The sequence below is a fragment of the Niallia sp. FSL W8-0954 genome (genome assembly GCF_038005605.1).
In the GTDB taxonomy this organism is placed as follows: domain Bacteria; phylum Bacillota; class Bacilli; order Bacillales; family Cytobacillaceae; genus Niallia; species Niallia circulans_A.
The window spans coordinates 564,789-581,272 of record NZ_JBBOTN010000001.1; the positions used below are offsets into that span (position 1 = coordinate 564,789).

General features: G+C 38.5%; 15 protein-coding genes. 13 read left to right on the forward strand and 2 right to left on the reverse strand.

Translation table 11 applies throughout. The features are described from left to right. Positions 1-50: 50 nt before the first annotated feature. From purE to purD, 12 genes are all read left to right on the forward strand, one after another. Complete coding sequence (purE, locus tag NX902_RS02830) at positions 51-539, forward strand: 5-(carboxyamino)imidazole ribonucleotide mutase (RefSeq protein ID WP_095333458.1); 489 nt, start codon at positions 51-53, stop codon at positions 537-539. After that, entirely contained in the window at positions 526-1,680 is a 1,155-nt protein-coding gene (gene purK, locus NX902_RS02835) for a 5-(carboxyamino)imidazole ribonucleotide synthase (protein WP_171509280.1), read from the forward strand. Before purE ends, purK begins: the two co-directional genes overlap by 14 nt. Before the next feature lie 3 nt (positions 1,681-1,683). Then, positions 1,684-2,976, forward strand: a complete 1,293-nt coding sequence (gene purB, locus NX902_RS02840; protein ID WP_123260021.1) for an adenylosuccinate lyase — start codon at positions 1,684-1,686, stop codon at positions 2,974-2,976. A 136-nt stretch (positions 2,977-3,112) separates the two neighbouring features. Then, positions 3,113-3,832 (forward strand): phosphoribosylaminoimidazolesuccinocarboxamide synthase, encoded by a 720-nt coding sequence (gene purC, locus NX902_RS02845; protein WP_095333454.1) that lies wholly within the window; start codon positions 3,113-3,115, stop codon positions 3,830-3,832. Continuing rightward, positions 3,825-4,079 carry a phosphoribosylformylglycinamidine synthase subunit PurS gene (gene purS / locus NX902_RS02850; protein ID WP_163187586.1) on the forward strand — a complete coding sequence of 85 codons (255 nt, stop codon included), beginning with the start codon at positions 3,825-3,827 and terminating at the stop codon, positions 4,077-4,079. Before purC ends, purS begins: the two co-directional genes overlap by 8 nt. Then, on the forward strand, positions 4,076-4,762 hold the full coding sequence (gene purQ / locus NX902_RS02855; RefSeq protein ID WP_163187588.1) for a phosphoribosylformylglycinamidine synthase subunit PurQ: 687 nt from the start codon (positions 4,076-4,078) through the stop codon (positions 4,760-4,762). Before purS ends, purQ begins: the two co-directional genes overlap by 4 nt. Further along, on the forward strand, positions 4,746-6,962 hold the full coding sequence (gene purL, locus NX902_RS02860) for a phosphoribosylformylglycinamidine synthase subunit PurL (protein WP_172859140.1): 2,217 nt from the start codon (positions 4,746-4,748) through the stop codon (positions 6,960-6,962). Before purQ ends, purL begins: the two co-directional genes overlap by 17 nt. Beyond that, positions 6,947-8,359: an amidophosphoribosyltransferase gene (purF, locus tag NX902_RS02865; RefSeq protein WP_163187592.1), complete on the forward strand. Its 1,413-nt coding sequence runs from the start codon at positions 6,947-6,949 to the stop codon at positions 8,357-8,359. Before purL ends, purF begins: the two co-directional genes overlap by 16 nt. Positions 8,360-8,438: 79 nt before the next feature. Further along, positions 8,439-9,470 (forward strand): phosphoribosylformylglycinamidine cyclo-ligase, encoded by a 1,032-nt coding sequence (gene purM, locus NX902_RS02870; RefSeq protein WP_123260020.1) that lies wholly within the window; start codon positions 8,439-8,441, stop codon positions 9,468-9,470. Between the two features lie 16 nt (positions 9,471-9,486). Further along, the gene (gene purN, locus NX902_RS02875) at positions 9,487-10,068 is read left to right on the forward strand and encodes a phosphoribosylglycinamide formyltransferase (protein WP_095333445.1); all 582 of its coding nucleotides are present in this window, start codon (positions 9,487-9,489) and stop codon (positions 10,066-10,068) included. Positions 10,069-10,111: 43 nt separating this feature from the next. Next, entirely contained in the window at positions 10,112-11,647 is a 1,536-nt protein-coding gene (gene purH, locus NX902_RS02880; protein WP_095333442.1) for a bifunctional phosphoribosylaminoimidazolecarboxamide formyltransferase/IMP cyclohydrolase, read from the forward strand. Between the two features lie 29 nt (positions 11,648-11,676). After that, positions 11,677-12,933, forward strand: coding sequence for a phosphoribosylamine--glycine ligase (gene purD / locus NX902_RS02885; protein ID WP_123258836.1), 1,257 nt, complete (start codon positions 11,677-11,679; stop codon positions 12,931-12,933). 235 nt (positions 12,934-13,168) lie between these two features. Here the strand turns inward: purD and NX902_RS02890 are convergent, their stop codons facing one another. Continuing rightward, positions 13,169-14,053, reverse strand: a complete 885-nt coding sequence (locus NX902_RS02890; protein WP_095333462.1) for an SDR family oxidoreductase — start codon at positions 14,051-14,053, stop codon at positions 13,169-13,171. Positions 14,054-14,168: 115 nt separating this feature from the next. Continuing rightward, positions 14,169-14,543, reverse strand: a complete 375-nt coding sequence (locus NX902_RS02895) for a YgaP-like transmembrane domain (RefSeq protein ID WP_095333438.1) — start codon at positions 14,541-14,543, stop codon at positions 14,169-14,171. A 168-nt stretch (positions 14,544-14,711) separates the two neighbouring features. Here NX902_RS02895 and NX902_RS02900 point away from each other — a divergent pair, with 168 nt between their 5' ends. Next, positions 14,712-16,457 (forward strand): adenine deaminase C-terminal domain-containing protein, encoded by a 1,746-nt coding sequence (locus tag NX902_RS02900; protein WP_095333436.1) that lies wholly within the window; start codon positions 14,712-14,714, stop codon positions 16,455-16,457. Positions 16,458-16,484 lie beyond the last annotated feature (27 nt).

The following is a 16,484-nucleotide window of genomic DNA, read 5'->3' on the forward strand; positions in this document are numbered from 1 at the left end:
GTAGAAGTTTTCTGTCTAGGGCTTTTTAAATTGGAATCAGGGGGGAGAGCATGACCGCATCAGTTGGTATTATCATGGGGAGTAAATCAGATTGGGAGACAATGAAGCATGCTTGTAGCATATTAGATCAACTGGAAGTAGATTACGAGAAAAAAGTAGTCTCTGCTCATCGTACTCCTGACTTAATGTTTGAATATGCTGAAAGCGCGAGAGATAGAGGAATTAAAGTAATTATTGCGGGAGCAGGAGGAGCAGCACATCTTCCAGGGATGGTTGCAGCTAAGACAACTTTGCCTGTTATAGGAGTTCCTGTTCAATCAAGAGCTCTAAATGGGCTGGATTCATTATTGTCAATTGTACAAATGCCTGGAGGAGTTCCTGTAGCTACTGTAGCAATTGGAAAAGCTGGGGCAACTAATGCTGGACTTCTTGCAGCCCAAATCCTTGGTGCCTCAGACTTAGAAATAGCAGAAAGACTTTTTTCCATGAGAGAAAGAACAAAAAAAGAAGTGATGGAAAGTAGTGATGAGCTTGTCTAATCGAGTAATCTTACCTGGGCAGACGATTGGCATTATAGGTGGCGGTCAGCTAGGGAGGATGATGGCAATTGCGGCAAAAGCACAAGGGTTTAGAATTGCTGTATTAGATCCGACTGAAGACTCTCCTTGTGGGCAGATAGCTGACTATAAAATAGTAGATGCATATGATAGTCTATCTGCTATTAAGAAGCTAGCAGAGATTAGTGATGTCATTACGTATGAATTTGAAAATATAGATGCTGTTTGTCTCGAATGGCTAACGAATAATGCGTATGTTCCTCAGGGTTCAGCTTTATTAGAAATAACGCAAGATCGGGTGAAGGAAAAAAAAGCAATCGAACAAGCTGGTATTAATATAGCTCCATATGTTGTCGTAGAAAAAGCTAGGGATATTTATAATGGATTAGCAGAATTAGGTTATCCAGCTGTTTTAAAAACGGCCCGTGGAGGTTATGATGGAAAAGGCCAATATGTTATTAAAGAAAGCAGCCAAATAGCAGAAGCGGAAAAGCTTTTGAATAATGGAGTCTGTGTATTAGAAAAATGGATTTCTTTTAATAAGGAAATATCAGTTATTATCACTAGAAGTGGAAAGGGAGAAGCTACTGTTTTTCCAGTTAGTGAAAATATTCATCTTAATAATATTTTGCATGAATCAATTGTTCCAGCTCGCATTAGTGACTTAGCAAAGGACTTAGCGATTGAAAAGGCAAGTAAGCTTGCTGAAAATCTAAATTTGGTAGGAACATTAGCAGTAGAAATGTTCCTGACCGAGGATGAAGAGATTTATATTAATGAGTTGGCACCTAGACCACATAACTCTGGGCATTATACAATTGAGGCATGCGAGACTTCACAGTTTGAGCAGCATATCCGTGCGGTGTGCAATTGGCCGTTAGCAAGCACTAGATTATTAAGACCTACTGTTATGGTTAATATTCTCGGTCAGCATCAAGAAAAGATAATCGAACAAATTCCTGAATTACAGGATTGGAAGATCCATCTTTATGGAAAACAGGATCCTAAAGAAAATAGAAAGATGGGGCATGCTACCTTGCTTCGTTCTTCTGTTGAAATGGCTTTGGATGAAATCGAGAATACGCACATATGGAAGGTACAGAAAGAAAAAATCGGAGGATAAACAATGATTGATCGTTACACAAGACCAGAAATGGGAAACATTTGGACAGAGGAAAATCGCTTTAAAGCGTGGTTAGAGGTAGAAATTTTAGCATGTGAGGCTTGGGTAAAGCTTGGTGAAATTCCACAAGAGGATGTAAAAAAAATCCGCGAAAATGCTTCATTTGATATCGAGCGTATTAAAGAAATAGAAATGGATACAAGACATGATGTTGTAGCATTTACTAGAGCGGTATCGGAAACACTTGGAGAAGAACGAAAATGGGTGCATTACGGTCTAACTTCTACAGATGTTGTAGATACAGCACTTTCCTACTTAATTAAACAAGCAAATGAAATTTTATTAAAAGACGTAGAGAACTTTATTGATGTTTTAAAAAACAAAGCGCAAGAACATAAGTATACCGTTATGATGGGACGTACACATGGCGTACATGCAGAACCTACAACATTCGGTTTGAAACTAGCACTATGGCATGAAGAAATGAAACGTAATCTGGAAAGATTTAAAGCAGCTGCTGAAGGTATTGAATACGGTAAGATTTCTGGTGCGGTAGGAACTTATGCTAATATTGATCCTTTTGTTGAGCAATATGTTTGTAAAGAATTAGGATTAAAGCCAGCGCCGATTTCAACCCAGACGTTACAGCGCGATCGCCATGCGGATTATATGTCTACTTTAGCGTTAATCGCTACATCCATTGAAAAATTTGCAGTAGAAATTCGTGGATTGCAAAAAAGTGAAACAAGAGAAGTAGAAGAGTTTTTCGCAAAAGGACAAAAAGGTTCTTCAGCAATGCCGCATAAACGTAACCCAATTGGTTCAGAAAATATGGCTGGTCTTGCTCGTGTGATTCGTGGTTATATGCTGACTGCTTATGAAAATGTTCCTCTATGGCACGAAAGAGATATATCTCACTCTTCTGCTGAGCGGATTATTATTCCTGATGCAACGATTGCCTTAAATTATATGTTAAATCGCTTCAGTAATATCGTGAAAAACCTAACTGTATTCCCAGAGAATATGAAGCGTAATATGGATCGTACACTGGGATTAATTTACTCACAACGAGTATTACTAGCTCTAATAGATAAGGGGCTTACAAGAGAAGAGGCGTATGATACTGTACAGCCTAGAGCAATGGAATCATGGGAAAAGCAAGTACCATTCCGTGAGCTAGTAGATAGCGATGCAGTCATTTCTTCTAAGTTAACAAAAGAAGAAATTGATGATTGTTTTGATTATCACTTCCATATTAAACATGTTGATACGATTTTTGATCGTCTTGGACTATAAAAAAATAAGAGCTGTCACCTAATATGGCAGCTCTACTATAAATTATGAAAACAGAATATACCGAATTTTGAGTAAGAAATTGCAAGTTAGAATTTTTCGTTTTATCCCTAATTTTTTTGATAAGGAGACTCTTCAAATGGAAAAGAGAGCTTTATTGTATGAAGGAAAAGCAAAAAGAGTGTATGAAACTTCGGATGAGAATATAGTTTGGCTGGAATATAAGGATTCCGCTACTGCCTTTAATGGAGAGAAGAAAGCAACTATTACAGGCAAAGGTCGATTAAATAATGAGATTACTAGTTTACTATTCTTAAAATTAAAAGACTTTGGTATTCCATCGCATTTCGTGGAAAGATTGTCAGAAACAGAACAGCTTGTGAAAAAAGTGGACATTATTCCGTTAGAAGTTGTTGTTCGAAATTTAGCAGCAGGCAGTTTTTCAAAAAGATTAGGAATAGAAGAGGGAATTTCGTTATCAAAACCGCTAGTTGAGTTTTACTACAAAGATGATGCATTAGGTGACCCAATGATTACGGAGGACCATATCGAAGAGTTAAAGCTTGCATCAACAGATGAAGTTGCCATTTTAAAGAAAAAGGCATTGGAAGTAAATGAAGTATTATGCAGATTTTTTGGAGAATTGGGAATTAACCTGGTTGATTTCAAATTAGAATTTGGCAAAGACAAAGAGGGAAATGTTCTTCTTGCGGATGAAATTTCGCCGGATACATGCCGACTCTGGGATAAAGAAACTAATGCGAAATTAGATAAAGACGTATTTCGCCGCGATATAGGAAATTTAACAGATGCATATGAAACTATTTTAGCGAGATTAGGGGGCAGTCAACATGTTTAAGGTTAAAGTATATATCACATTAAGAGAAAGTGTATTAGATCCACAAGGAAATGCCGTAAAAGGATCACTGCATTCATTAAATTATAAAGAAGTAGAAGATGTACGTATCGGTAAATATCTAGAATTAACAATTGATAAATCAGAAAAAAACATTGATGAGCTAGTGAAGGAAATGTGTGAAAAGCTGCTTGCTAATACAGTTATTGAGGATTACCGCTATGAGGTGGAGGAGGTTGTTGCACAGTGAAGTTTGCAGTAATCGTATTTCCAGGATCCAATTGTGATGTTGATATGTTTCATGCGGTGAAAGACGAGCTTGGAGAAGAAGTAGAATACGTTTGGCATGATACAGACAGCTTAGAAGGCTTTGATGGAATTTTGCTTCCAGGAGGTTTCTCTTATGGTGACTATCTTCGTACAGGAGCGATTGCAAGATTCAGTAATGTAATGAGAGAAGTAATAAAAGCAGCAGAAGCAGGCAAACCAATTCTAGGTGTATGTAATGGATTCCAAATATTATTAGAAGCAGGTTTACTGCCTGGCGCGATGAGAAGAAATGAAAGCTTAAAGTTTATCTGTAAGCCAGTTGAACTGCAAGTAGTAAATAATAATACGATGTTCTCCTCTGCATATAAGGAAAACGAAGTAATCACTGTCCCGATTGCGCACGGAGAAGGCAATTACTACTGTGATGAAGAAACATTAGCAAACTTAAAAGCAAATAACCAAATTATCTTTACTTACAATGGTACAAATCCAAACGGAAGTTTAGAAAATATTGCGGGAATCATAAATGAAAAAGGTAATGTCCTTGGCATGATGCCACACCCAGAAAGAGCGGTAGATGAGCTTTTAGGTGGAGCAGATGGTCTGAAAATATTTAAATCAATCGTTAGTCAGTGGAGGGAAGCAAATGTCGTTAATGCTTGAACCAAGTCCAGAACAAATTAAATCAGAAGAAATTTACAAACAAATGGGTGTGACGGATGAAGAGTTTGCGATGGTAGAAGGAATTCTTGGTCGTCTTCCAAACTATACAGAGATTGGGTTATTTTCTGTTATGTGGTCAGAACATTGCAGTTATAAAAATTCGAAACCAGTATTAAGAAAATTCCCAACGACAGGACCTCAAGTGTTACAAGGTCCTGGTGAAGGTGCAGGGATTGTAGATATCGGTGATGGTCAAGCTGTTGCGTTTAAAATCGAGAGTCACAACCATCCATCTGCTATTGAACCATATCAAGGCGCAGCAACAGGCGTAGGCGGAATTATCCGTGATGTCTTTTCCATGGGAGCAAGACCAATTGCGATTCTTAACTCACTACGATTCGGTGAATTAGATAATGAACGGACAAAATACCTTTTTAAAGAAGTAGTTGCTGGAATTGCTGGCTATGGTAACTGTATAGGGATTCCAACAGTTGGTGGAGAAATTGCATTTGATGATTCCTATGCTGGAAATCCGCTTGTAAATGCGATGTGTGTTGGGTTAATTAATCATGAAGATATAAAAAAAGGCCAAGCGCATGGTGTGGGGAATACGGTTATGTATGTTGGGGCCAAAACAGGACGTGACGGTATTCATGGTGCGACATTTGCTTCTGAGGAATTAACAGAGAACTCAGATGAAAAGCGTCCAGCAGTACAAGTTGGAGATCCATTTATGGAAAAGCTTCTTTTGGAAGCATGTCTTGAACTGATTCAATCAGATGCATTAGTTGGTATTCAGGATATGGGGGCTGCAGGACTGGCAAGTTCCAGTGCAGAAATGGCGAGTAAAGCCGGCTCTGGTATTGAAATGAACTTAGATTTAGTACCACAGCGAGAAACAGGAATGACTGCTTATGAAATGATGCTTTCTGAATCACAAGAACGTATGTTGATTGTCGTGAAAAAAGGAAGAGAACAAGAAATTAAAGATCTTTTCCATAAATATGATTTAGAAGCAGTAGCAATTGGTGTTGTAACAGGTGATAAAATGCTTCGTCTTCTTCATAAAGGAGAAGTAGTAGCAAATGTGCCTGCAGATGCTTTGGCAGAGGATGCGCCTGTCTATCATAAGCCATCTAGTGAACCAACATATTATCGTGAGTTCCAAGCAATGGAAAACTATATTCCTACCGTAAACAACTATGGAGAAACACTTCTTAATCTGTTAAAACAGCCTACAATTGCAAGCAAAGAGTGGGTTTATGATCAATATGACTATATGGTTCGGACGAATACAGTTGTTGCACCAGGCTCTGATGCTGCAGTAGTACGTATTCGCGGAACGAAAAAGGCATTAGCGATGACAACGGACTGTAATGCAAGATATTTATACTTAGATCCAGAAACAGGCGGCAAGATTGCAGTAGCAGAAGCAGCACGTAATATTGTTTGTTCTGGGGCAGAACCACTTGCCATTACAGATAACTTGAATTTTGGAAATCCAGAGAAACCAGAGATTTTCTGGCAAATTGAAAAAGCGGCAGATGGAATTAGTGAAGCTTGCTTAGCTTTGAATGCACCAGTAATCGGCGGGAATGTCTCTTTATATAACGAAACAAATGGAACAGCTATCTATCCTACTCCTGTCATTGGCATGGTCGGATTAATAAAGGATACGAAAGACATTACTACACAAAGCTTTAAATCTGCTGGTGACTTAATTTATGTGCTTGGGGAAACAAAAGCAGAGTTTGGCGGAAGTGAACTGCAAAAATTGCTTGAAGGAACTATTTCTGGCAAGGCACCTTCCTTAGATTTAGAGCTTGAAAAAATGTATCAGCAAGCAGTACTGGAGGCAATTCGTGCAGGCGTTGTAGAATCTGCTCACGATTTAGCGGAAGGTGGCTTAGCTGTTGCTTTTGCGGAAAGCTTAATCAACTCAAAAGGATTAGGAGCCAAAGTAAAGGTTACAGAAGATGCTGTAACAGCACTTTTTAGTGAATCACAATCACGTTTCTTGCTTTCAATTAAACCAGAAAACAAAGAGACTTTTGAAAAATTAGTTCCTGCTACACTAGTAGGAGAAGTTACAGATACAGCCGTTCTTACCATTAGTCAAGGGGAAACTATTCTAGTAAATGAACAGGTTGATTCGTTAACGAATGCCTGGAGAGGAGCAATTCCATGCTTGCTGAAATAAGAGGGTTAAATGAGGAATGTGGCATTTTTGGTGTTTGGGGACATGAGGATGCATCTCAATTGGCATATTATGGACTGCATAGCTTACAGCATCGTGGTCAAGAAGGCACTGGCATTGTAGCGACAGATGGAGAAAAATTAAAAGGAATTAAGGGAGAAGGATTAGTCTCTGAAATTTTCACGCAAGAAGCAATAAAAGAGTTAAGCGGAAAAGCTGCAATTGGGCATGTACGTTATGCCACAGCAGGGGGCGGCGGATATGAAAATGTCCAGCCTCTTCTGTTCCACTTCCAAAGCGGAAGTATGGCACTTGCTCACAATGGAAATTTAGTAAATGCCACAGCTTTAAAAAGCCAGCTAGAAGCACAAGGAAGTATCTTTCAAACAAGCTCTGATACAGAGGTGCTTGCACATTTAATTAGAAGAGGCGGCTTTGCGGCTTTTAAAGAAAGAGTGAAAAATGCGCTGACAATGATTAAAGGTGCCTATGCTTTTCTTATTTTAACGGAAACAGAATTAATGGTTGCCCTAGATCCAAATGGAATGCGTCCTCTTTCTTTAGGGAAATTAGGTGATGCTTATGTTGTTGCATCTGAAACATGTGCCTTTGATGTGGTTGGAGCAGAGTTTGTTCGTGATATATTACCAGGTGAACTGTTAATCATTGACGATAACGGTTTTCGTTCAGAGATGTTTTCTGTCGCTTCTAATATTGCAATGTGTACGATGGAGTATGTTTATTTCTCTAGACCTGATAGCAATATCAATGGGATCAATGTCCATACTGCGCGTAAAAATCTTGGGAAAAGATTAGCAATCGAAGCACCAATTGAAGCAGATGTAGTAACGGGAGTACCTGACTCTAGTATTTCAGCAGCAATTGGATATGCGGAAGCAACAGGCATTCCGTATGAGCTTGGATTAATTAAAAATCGTTATGTTGGCAGAACATTTATTCAGCCTTCGCAATCCCTTCGCGAGCAAGGTGTCAAGATGAAGCTTTCGGCTGTTCGTGGAGTGGTAGAAGGGAAAAGAGTAATAATGGTGGATGATTCTATTGTACGTGGTACAACAAGTAGACGCATTGTAACGATGCTAAGAGAAGCAGGAGCAACAGAAGTACATGTATTAATCAGTTCTCCACCAATTAAAAATCCTTGCTTCTATGGAATTGATACGTCAACAAAAGAAGAGTTAATTGCATCGAAATATTCTGTAGAAGAACTGCGTGAAATCATTGGTGCTGATTCGCTCGTCTTCTTAAGTACAGAAGGAATGATTGATGCGATTGGCCGTACAGATGATGGGGAAAACAGAGGGCATTGTTTAGCTTGCTTTACTGGCAAGTACCCGACAGAAATTTATCCGAACGCTGATCATCCATATGAAAAAGTGTAACAATAACGGTAAATAAAAGAAAAGCGGCATGCGATAATGTCGCTTTTCCATTGAATTATCACAATTTAGGAGGCATAAAATGGCTGAGGCTTATAAACAAGCAGGCGTTAATATAGAAGCAGGCTATGAGGCAGTAACAAGAATGAAAAAGCATGTGAAGAAAACGATTCGTCCAGGCGTTATGGGGGGATTAGGCGGATTTGGCGGCATGTTTGATTTATCTGTTCTAAATTTACAAAACCCCGTTTTGGTATCGGGGACAGATGGGGTAGGAACAAAGCTAATGCTTGCTTTTATGCTGGATAAGCACGATACGATTGGAATTGATGCTGTGGCAATGTGCGTAAATGATATCGTCGTCCAAGGGGCAGAACCAATCTATTTCCTTGACTATATTGCTTGTGGAAAAGCTGAGCCTGGTAAAATCGAGGCCATTGTCAAAGGAATTGCAGACGGTTGTGAGCAAGCCGGATGTGCGTTGGTTGGCGGAGAAACAGCTGAAATGCCGGGCATGTATGAGGAAGAAGAATATGATCTAGCAGGATTTGCTGTGGGAGCTTGTGAGAAAGAAAAACTTATAACAGGTGAAAAAATCCAAGCTGGAGATGTCTTGATCGGTCTCGCTTCTAATGGTATTCATAGCAATGGCTATTCTCTTGTGCGAAAATTATTTTTCGAAAAAGCGAGTATGTCTTTATCTGATTATATCGAGGAATTCGGCTGTACATTAGGTGAAGAGTTAATCAAGCCGACTAGAATTTATGTAAAGCCCGTTCTTTCTGCTTTAGCAGAATTTGAAATTAAAGGTCTCGCTCACATTACTGGGGGAGGATTTATCGAAAATATTCCAAGAATGCTTCCAGAAGGTTTGGGAATGGAATTGGATGAAGCTAATTGGGAAGTACCTGCTGTTTTTGAAAAAATGGAGGGAATTGGCGAAATCGATCGTAAAGAGATGTATAACATCTTTAATATGGGAACGGGAATGGTTCTTGCTGTAAGCAAAGAGGACGAAGAACAGATCATTGATCACTTTACTCGAATAGGAGAAAAGGCGTATACAATTGGAAAAGTAACAGACGACGGGGAAATAAATATCATCCTCAAATAAAGGCGGAGGACTGTATATGAAGCGGATTGCTGTTTTTGCTTCTGGTAATGGATCTAACTTTCAGGCAATAATAAATGCAGTGAAACGAGGCGAATTAAATGCATCTATTACTTTATTAGTCTCGGATAAACCAGGAGCTTATGTGATAGATAGAGCGATAAAAGAAGAAATTCCCACCTTTGTTTTTGCAGCGAAGAATTATCCAGAAAAAGCAGATTATGAAAAAGAAATTTTAATGCATTTAGATAAGAATAAAATTGATTTAATTGTTCTTGCAGGATATATGAGATTAGTAGGCGACACACTTTTACAAGCTTATGCAGGAAAAATAATCAATATTCATCCATCTCTTCTGCCATCTTTCCCAGGCAAGGATGCCATAGGCCAAGCTATAGAGGCAAGGGTCGAGCAAACGGGCATTACGATTCATTATGTGGATGCAGGAATGGATACCGGTCCCGTGATTGCGCAAGAATCAATTATCTTAACTGAAGAAGATACTAGGGAAAGCGTGCAGGAAAAAATTCAGGCGTTAGAGCACCAGTTATATCCAAAGGTAATTCAACAATTGCTCCATAAAGCAGAAGCATTTCATTAATAAGTACGTAATCAACAGGCATGAAATATCAGGAGGAATAATAATGAAAAAAAGAGCGTTAATTAGTGTTTCTGATAAAACAGGTATTACAGATTTTGCAAAAGAGCTTCATGAATTAGGTTTTGAGTTAATTTCGACAGGCGGAACAAAAAAGGCAATTCAAGATAGTGGGATTCCTGTAATGAGTGTTAGTGAAGTCACTGGCTTTCCTGAAATATTAGAAGGAAGAGTGAAAACTTTAAATCCTTATATTCACGGGGGATTGCTTGCTAAATTTGATGAACCTAGCCATGCTGCTCAATTAGAAGAGCATAAGATTGATCCGATCCAACTCGTATGTGTCAATTTATATCCTTTTCAACAAACGATTGCGAAGCCGGATGTAACCGTAGAAGATGCAATTGAAAATATCGATATCGGCGGACCAACAATGCTTCGTGCTTCGGCAAAAAATCATCAGTATGTAACTGTAGTGGTAGATCCGGTTGATTATCAAACGGTTATTTCGGAATTAAAGCAGGGAGCGGAAGTCTCATTTGAAACGAGACGCAGACTTGCTGCAAAGGTATTCCGTCATACAGCTGCTTATGATGCGATGATTGCAGAATATATGACAGAGCTTACGGAAGAGGAAACACCAGAGAAATTAACGGTTACATATGAACTAAAGCAACCTTTACGCTATGGAGAAAATCCACATCAAAAGGCAGCTTTTTACCGCAAGCCTTTAGGATCTGAATTTTCGATTGCAAATGCGACGCAACTGCATGGAAAAGAACTGTCTTACAATAATATCAATGATGCAGATGCTGCTATCCAAATTGTAAAGGAATTTACAGAGCCTGCTGCAGTTGCGATTAAACATAGTAATCCTTGTGGAGTTGGAACAGGCGAAGATATTTTCACAGCTTTCTCGAAAGCATATGAAGCAGATCCAGTCTCTATTTTTGGCGGAATTATTGCATTAAATAGAGAAGTAGATGCAGAGACAGCTAGCAAACTGCATGAAATTTTCTTAGAAATAGTAATCGCTCCTTCGTATTCCCAAGAAGCATTAGATATTTTACAAGCAAAGAAAAATATCCGTTTATTAACGATTCCTTTTGGAACAGGAAGCAGCAAAGAAATGAAATTCACTTCGATTGAGGGTGGATTATTAACACAAGATTTTGATCGCTATTCTTTAGAGGATGCAGCCATCACCATTCCTACAGAGAAGAAGCCTACAGACGAAGAGTGGGAAGCGCTGAAATTCGGATGGAAAATTGTGAAGCACGTTAAGTCAAATGCAATTGTAGTAAATAACAAAGAAATGACGCTAGGTGTTGGTGCAGGGCAAATGAATCGTGTTGGTTCTGCAAAAATTGCTTTAGAGCAAGCGGGAGAAAAAGCAGTAGGGGCAGTATTAGCATCAGATGCATTTTTCCCGATGGATGACACGGTTGAAGCGGCTGCAAAAGCGGGAGTAACAGCAATTATTCAAACAGGTGGAAGTATTCGTGATGAAGATTCCATCAAAAAAGCCAATGAATACGGAATTGCAATGGTATTAACAGGAGTAAGACATTTCAAACATTAATATCTTGAAAGCTTGGGGGATATAAAAGAATGAAAGTACTTGTTATTGGCCGCGGTGGTCGGGAGCATGCGATTTGTACAAAAGTAAGCGAAAGTGAAAAAGTTGAAACAGTTTTTGTAGCGCCAGGAAATGTCGGAATGACTGATGTGGCAGAGCGTATTGAAATAGCAGAAACAGAGGTCGAAAAACTGGTTGATTTTGCACTTACACAAAAGATTGATTTAACCATTGTCGGCCCAGAAGTACCGTTACTTCTTGGTGTAGTGGATGCATTTCAAGCAGCTGGCTTAAAGGTATTTGGTCCGAATCAATGTGCTGCAGAAATAGAAGGAAGCAAATCTTTCGCGAAAGATTTAATGAAGAAATATCATATTCCAACAGGGGAATACCAAACCTTTTCGGATTATGAGGCGGCGAAAGCGTATATTGAGGAAATGGGTGCTCCAATTGTTATTAAAGCAGACGGATTAGCAGCAGGAAAAGGTGTAACCGTGGCGATGAACATGGAAGAGGCATTAGAAAGCATCCAAGAAATGCTTGTTGGCGAAAAATTCGGAAGTGCATCTGCAACAGTTGTTATTGAGGAGTTTTTAGCCGGGGAAGAATTTTCTTTAATGTCTTTTGTGAATGGAGAAACCGTGATTCCATTAGAAATTGCGCAAGATCATAAACGTGCTTTTGACGGAGATAAAGGGCCAAATACAGGGGGAATGGGAGCTTATTCTCCTGTTCCACACATTGATCCGGCAATCGTGCAAACTGCTATTGAAACGATTGTAAAACCTACGGCAAAAGCAATGATAGCAGAAGACAGAACATTTACAGGTATTTTATACGCTGGCTTAATTGCAACGGATAAAGGCCCAAAAGTAATTGAGTTTAACGCAAGACTAGGGGACCCAGAAACACAAGTCATCTTACCACGGATGAAGTCCGATTTAGTGGAAGTCATTTTATCTATTTTAAATGGAGAAACTCCGTCGATTGAATGGTATGAAGAGGATATGCTAGGAGTAGTTATTGCGGCAAAAGGCTATCCAGAAGCATATGAAAAAGGTGCGGTTATCCAAGGATTAGATAAAATGGAGGATGTCTCTATTTTTCATGCGGGAACCGACTTAAATGAAGCTGGTGCATTTACCACGAATGGCGGACGTGTTTTGTTAGTTGCTGCTAAGAGCCGTACATTAAAAGAGGCACAGGATAAAGTATATAAAGAACTAAAGAAATTAGAGAGCGATGGCATTTTTTATCGAAAAGACATTGGCTTTAAAGCAGTAAAATAAGAAGGAATCCCTGTATGTGAGACTTTGTTGATGATTGCATATGGGGGTTTTTTGTTGTTTTAGTATGTTAGTGGAAAACATAAGTATATATAGTGAAAGGCAACAGAGAAAGGCTGTCTGTGCCGGGAAGCAGGAAAAAGAAGGAGCATGGGTAAAAGAGGAAGTCCTCATAGCCCGATAACATGTAAAAAGCAATGTCATAGGTAACGAAAGAACTTCCTCTTTTATAATTAATTTATGCTAATTCAATTCCGCCTGTTATACCGTATATTTGTGCGGTAACATAGCTAGATTCATCGGATGCTAAGAAAACATAAATACTAGATAGTTCGACTGGTTGTCCAGCTCGTTTTAATGGAGCTTGCTGACCGAATGTTGGGATGGCTTCACTTGGCTGTCCGCCTGTAATTTGTAAGGCGGTCCAAATTGGGCCTGGAGCAACGGAGTTTACCCGGATTCCTTTAGATGCTAATTGTTTGGCAAGTCCACGAGTAAAGCCATTGATAGCAAATTTAGATGGAGCATAATCTAATAAATTGGGACTAGGGTTATAGCCTTGAACAGACGTAGTTGTGATAATAGAAGCTCCCTTTGGCAAGTATGGAAGTGCTGCTTTCACTACCCAATAGAGAGAGAATACATTTACTTCGAAAGTTTTTCTTAGCTGCTCTGTTGAAAGTTCCATAATATCATCAACTGCTTGTTGTTTTCCTGCAACTAAGGCTAATACGTCGAGTCCACCAAGTTCATTATAGGCTTTGTCCACTAAGTCCTTGCAGAAACTTTCATTACTTAAATCTCCAGGTATAAGAATGGCTTTTTGTCCTTCTGCTTCGACTAACTTTTGTACTTCATCAGCATCTTCTTGTTCTTCTGGTAGGTAGTTAATCGCTACATCTGCACCTTCACGAGCATAAGCGATGGCAGCTGCACGCCCAATTCCAGAATCACCACCGGTAACTAATATTTTTCGATTTTTTAATTTACCAGATCCTTGATAGCTAGTTTCTCCACAGTCAGGTTGTGGATCCATTTTAGCTTGGACACCAGGAGGTTCCTGATATTGTTTTGGAAAGTCATCGTTATAGTATAGATCTAATGGGTTTTTTGGCTTTGTCATTTGACCAGCTCCTTCGTTCGTTTCTGTTAATGCATTTACCACATCCTAGCATTCCTAAACCTATATTTAGCAAGAGATAAAGGCTATCCAATCTCTCGGATAGCCCGTGCAGTAATTATTTTTTCATATCATCTGGGGAAAATATCTTCTCTGGACTAAATTGCTCCATCATCTCAGTAACTTCCTTAGATGATGACTCAGAATTATTGGTTTTACTTTCATCTGATGAGGGGATATTGGAACTTTGACTTTTGGAATGGTTGTGCTCAGATTTTGGCATAATTGCATCCTTTTTCTCATAAAGAGCAACAACTGGACAATAACGAACAATCCCTTCTGCAATTTTCATTCCAGCAAGTAGAGCAATAAGAAAATAAGATTGTTTATAAGGCTTTTTTGCCATTTTTGCTGTGCTCCATGCGAGAAATGCACAGCCGCAGGTAATTCGAATAAGCGCATTGATCAAACTTATATTTTGTTTTGGATTCATAAGTTTCGTTCCTCCTACATAAATTTAACAAAACGGTAATATGAATTGTTACTTTATATGGTAAAATAATGTTAATCTTAGGGAATTCCATACAAATTCTTCATCTTATAAAGAAAAATCGTTACATTTTTATATACAGGTAACAGATATGAAAAGGGAGGAAGCGTAGTGTTAGCTCAGCGATATCGATGGAAAAACAAAGTTTTGCGTGACCATGTATCCATTTTGAATGGTGAAAAATCCCCTTCAATCGTTTTAAAAAATGCAACATATTTAAATCAGGTATTACGAAAGTGGTTACTTGCTAATATATGGATATATCAAGATAGAATTATTTATGTGGGCAATGATATGCCCAAACAAATAGATCAAGCAGAAATTGTTGATTGCACTAATCTTTTTTTAGTTCCAGGATACATTGAACCACATGCGCATCCTTTTCAAATTTATAATCCCCTAACCTTAGCCCAATATACATCACAATTTGGAACAACGACACATGTGAATGATAACTTAGTTTTGGCTATGCAGTTAGAAAAAAAGAAAGCGTTTACTTTTTTAAACTTCATGAAAGATATTCCTTCCACTATATTATGGTGGAGCAGATATGATGCCCAAACAGAGTTGCAAGAGGAAGAACTAATATTTTCTCATGGGAATGTAAAAAGTTGGCTGGAGCATGATGCAGTTATTCAAGGAGGAGAGCTAACGGGATGGCCGAGGCTTCTCGATGGTGATGATATGATGCTTCATTGGATGCAGGAGACGAAACGATTAAGAAAAAGAATTGAGGGGCATTTTCCAGGAGCATCGGAGAAAACACTGGCCAAATTGATGTTGCTGGGAGTGGATAGTGATCATGAAGCAATGACTGGGAAAGAAGTGTTAAATCGTTTGCTCCAAGGATACAAAGTTAGTCTTCGTTATTCGTCTATTCGCCCAGATTTACCGAAATTATTAAAGGAAATAAAAGAATTGGGCATTGAACAATATGATTATTTTATGCTAACAACAGATGGATCTCCTTCTTCCTTTTATGAAAATGGCCATATTGATCAGCTTATTCGGATTGCGATGAATCATGGCGTACCAGTAATAGATGCCTATAATATGGCAACCATTAATATCGCTAAATATCATGGAATGGAACATTTGCATGGGAATATTGCAACGGGAAGAGTTGCAAATATCAACTTTCTGAAGGATAAAAAAAATCCAACTCCTGTTTCTGTATTAGCAAAAGGAATTTGGGTGAAAAAAGATGGAAGAGAAATGAGAGATGCGTACCCTATTGTTGATTGGAAACAGTTTGATTTAAGTCCATTAGATATAAAGTGGAATGTAAATAGTCTTGATATGCAATTTTCAATGCCGTTTGGAATAAGCTTGGAAAATGCCGTCATTACAAAGCCCTATTCCATTTCAATTAATGTTTCTGATACTATTCTCACAGAGGAACATGATGAATGTTATTTCATGTTGATTGACCGAGAAGGAGAATGGCGAATCAATACTTTATTAAAGGGTTTCTCCAATAGAATCGGAGGAATGGCGAGTTCTTATACAGGTGATGGAGATATTGTGTTATTAGGAAAAAGCCAAAAAGATATGATAACCGCATTTGAACGATTAAAAGAAATAGGCGGAGGGATTGTCTTAGTGAAAGATGGCAAGGTTGATATAGAAATTCCTTTGCCATTAAGAGGGATGATGGCTTCCATGTCGATGGAAGAATTAATTGAAAAGGAAAAAGAACTATTCGACTATATAAAGGACAGAGGTTATCGTTATGAAGACCCAATTTATACAATTGTATTTTTCACCTCCACTCATTTACCATATATTCGGATAACCCAAAAAGGTTTATATGACGTAATGAATAAAACTGTACTCTTTCCAGCGATAATGCGTTAAAATATAAAAGAGTCCTATTGTTTAATT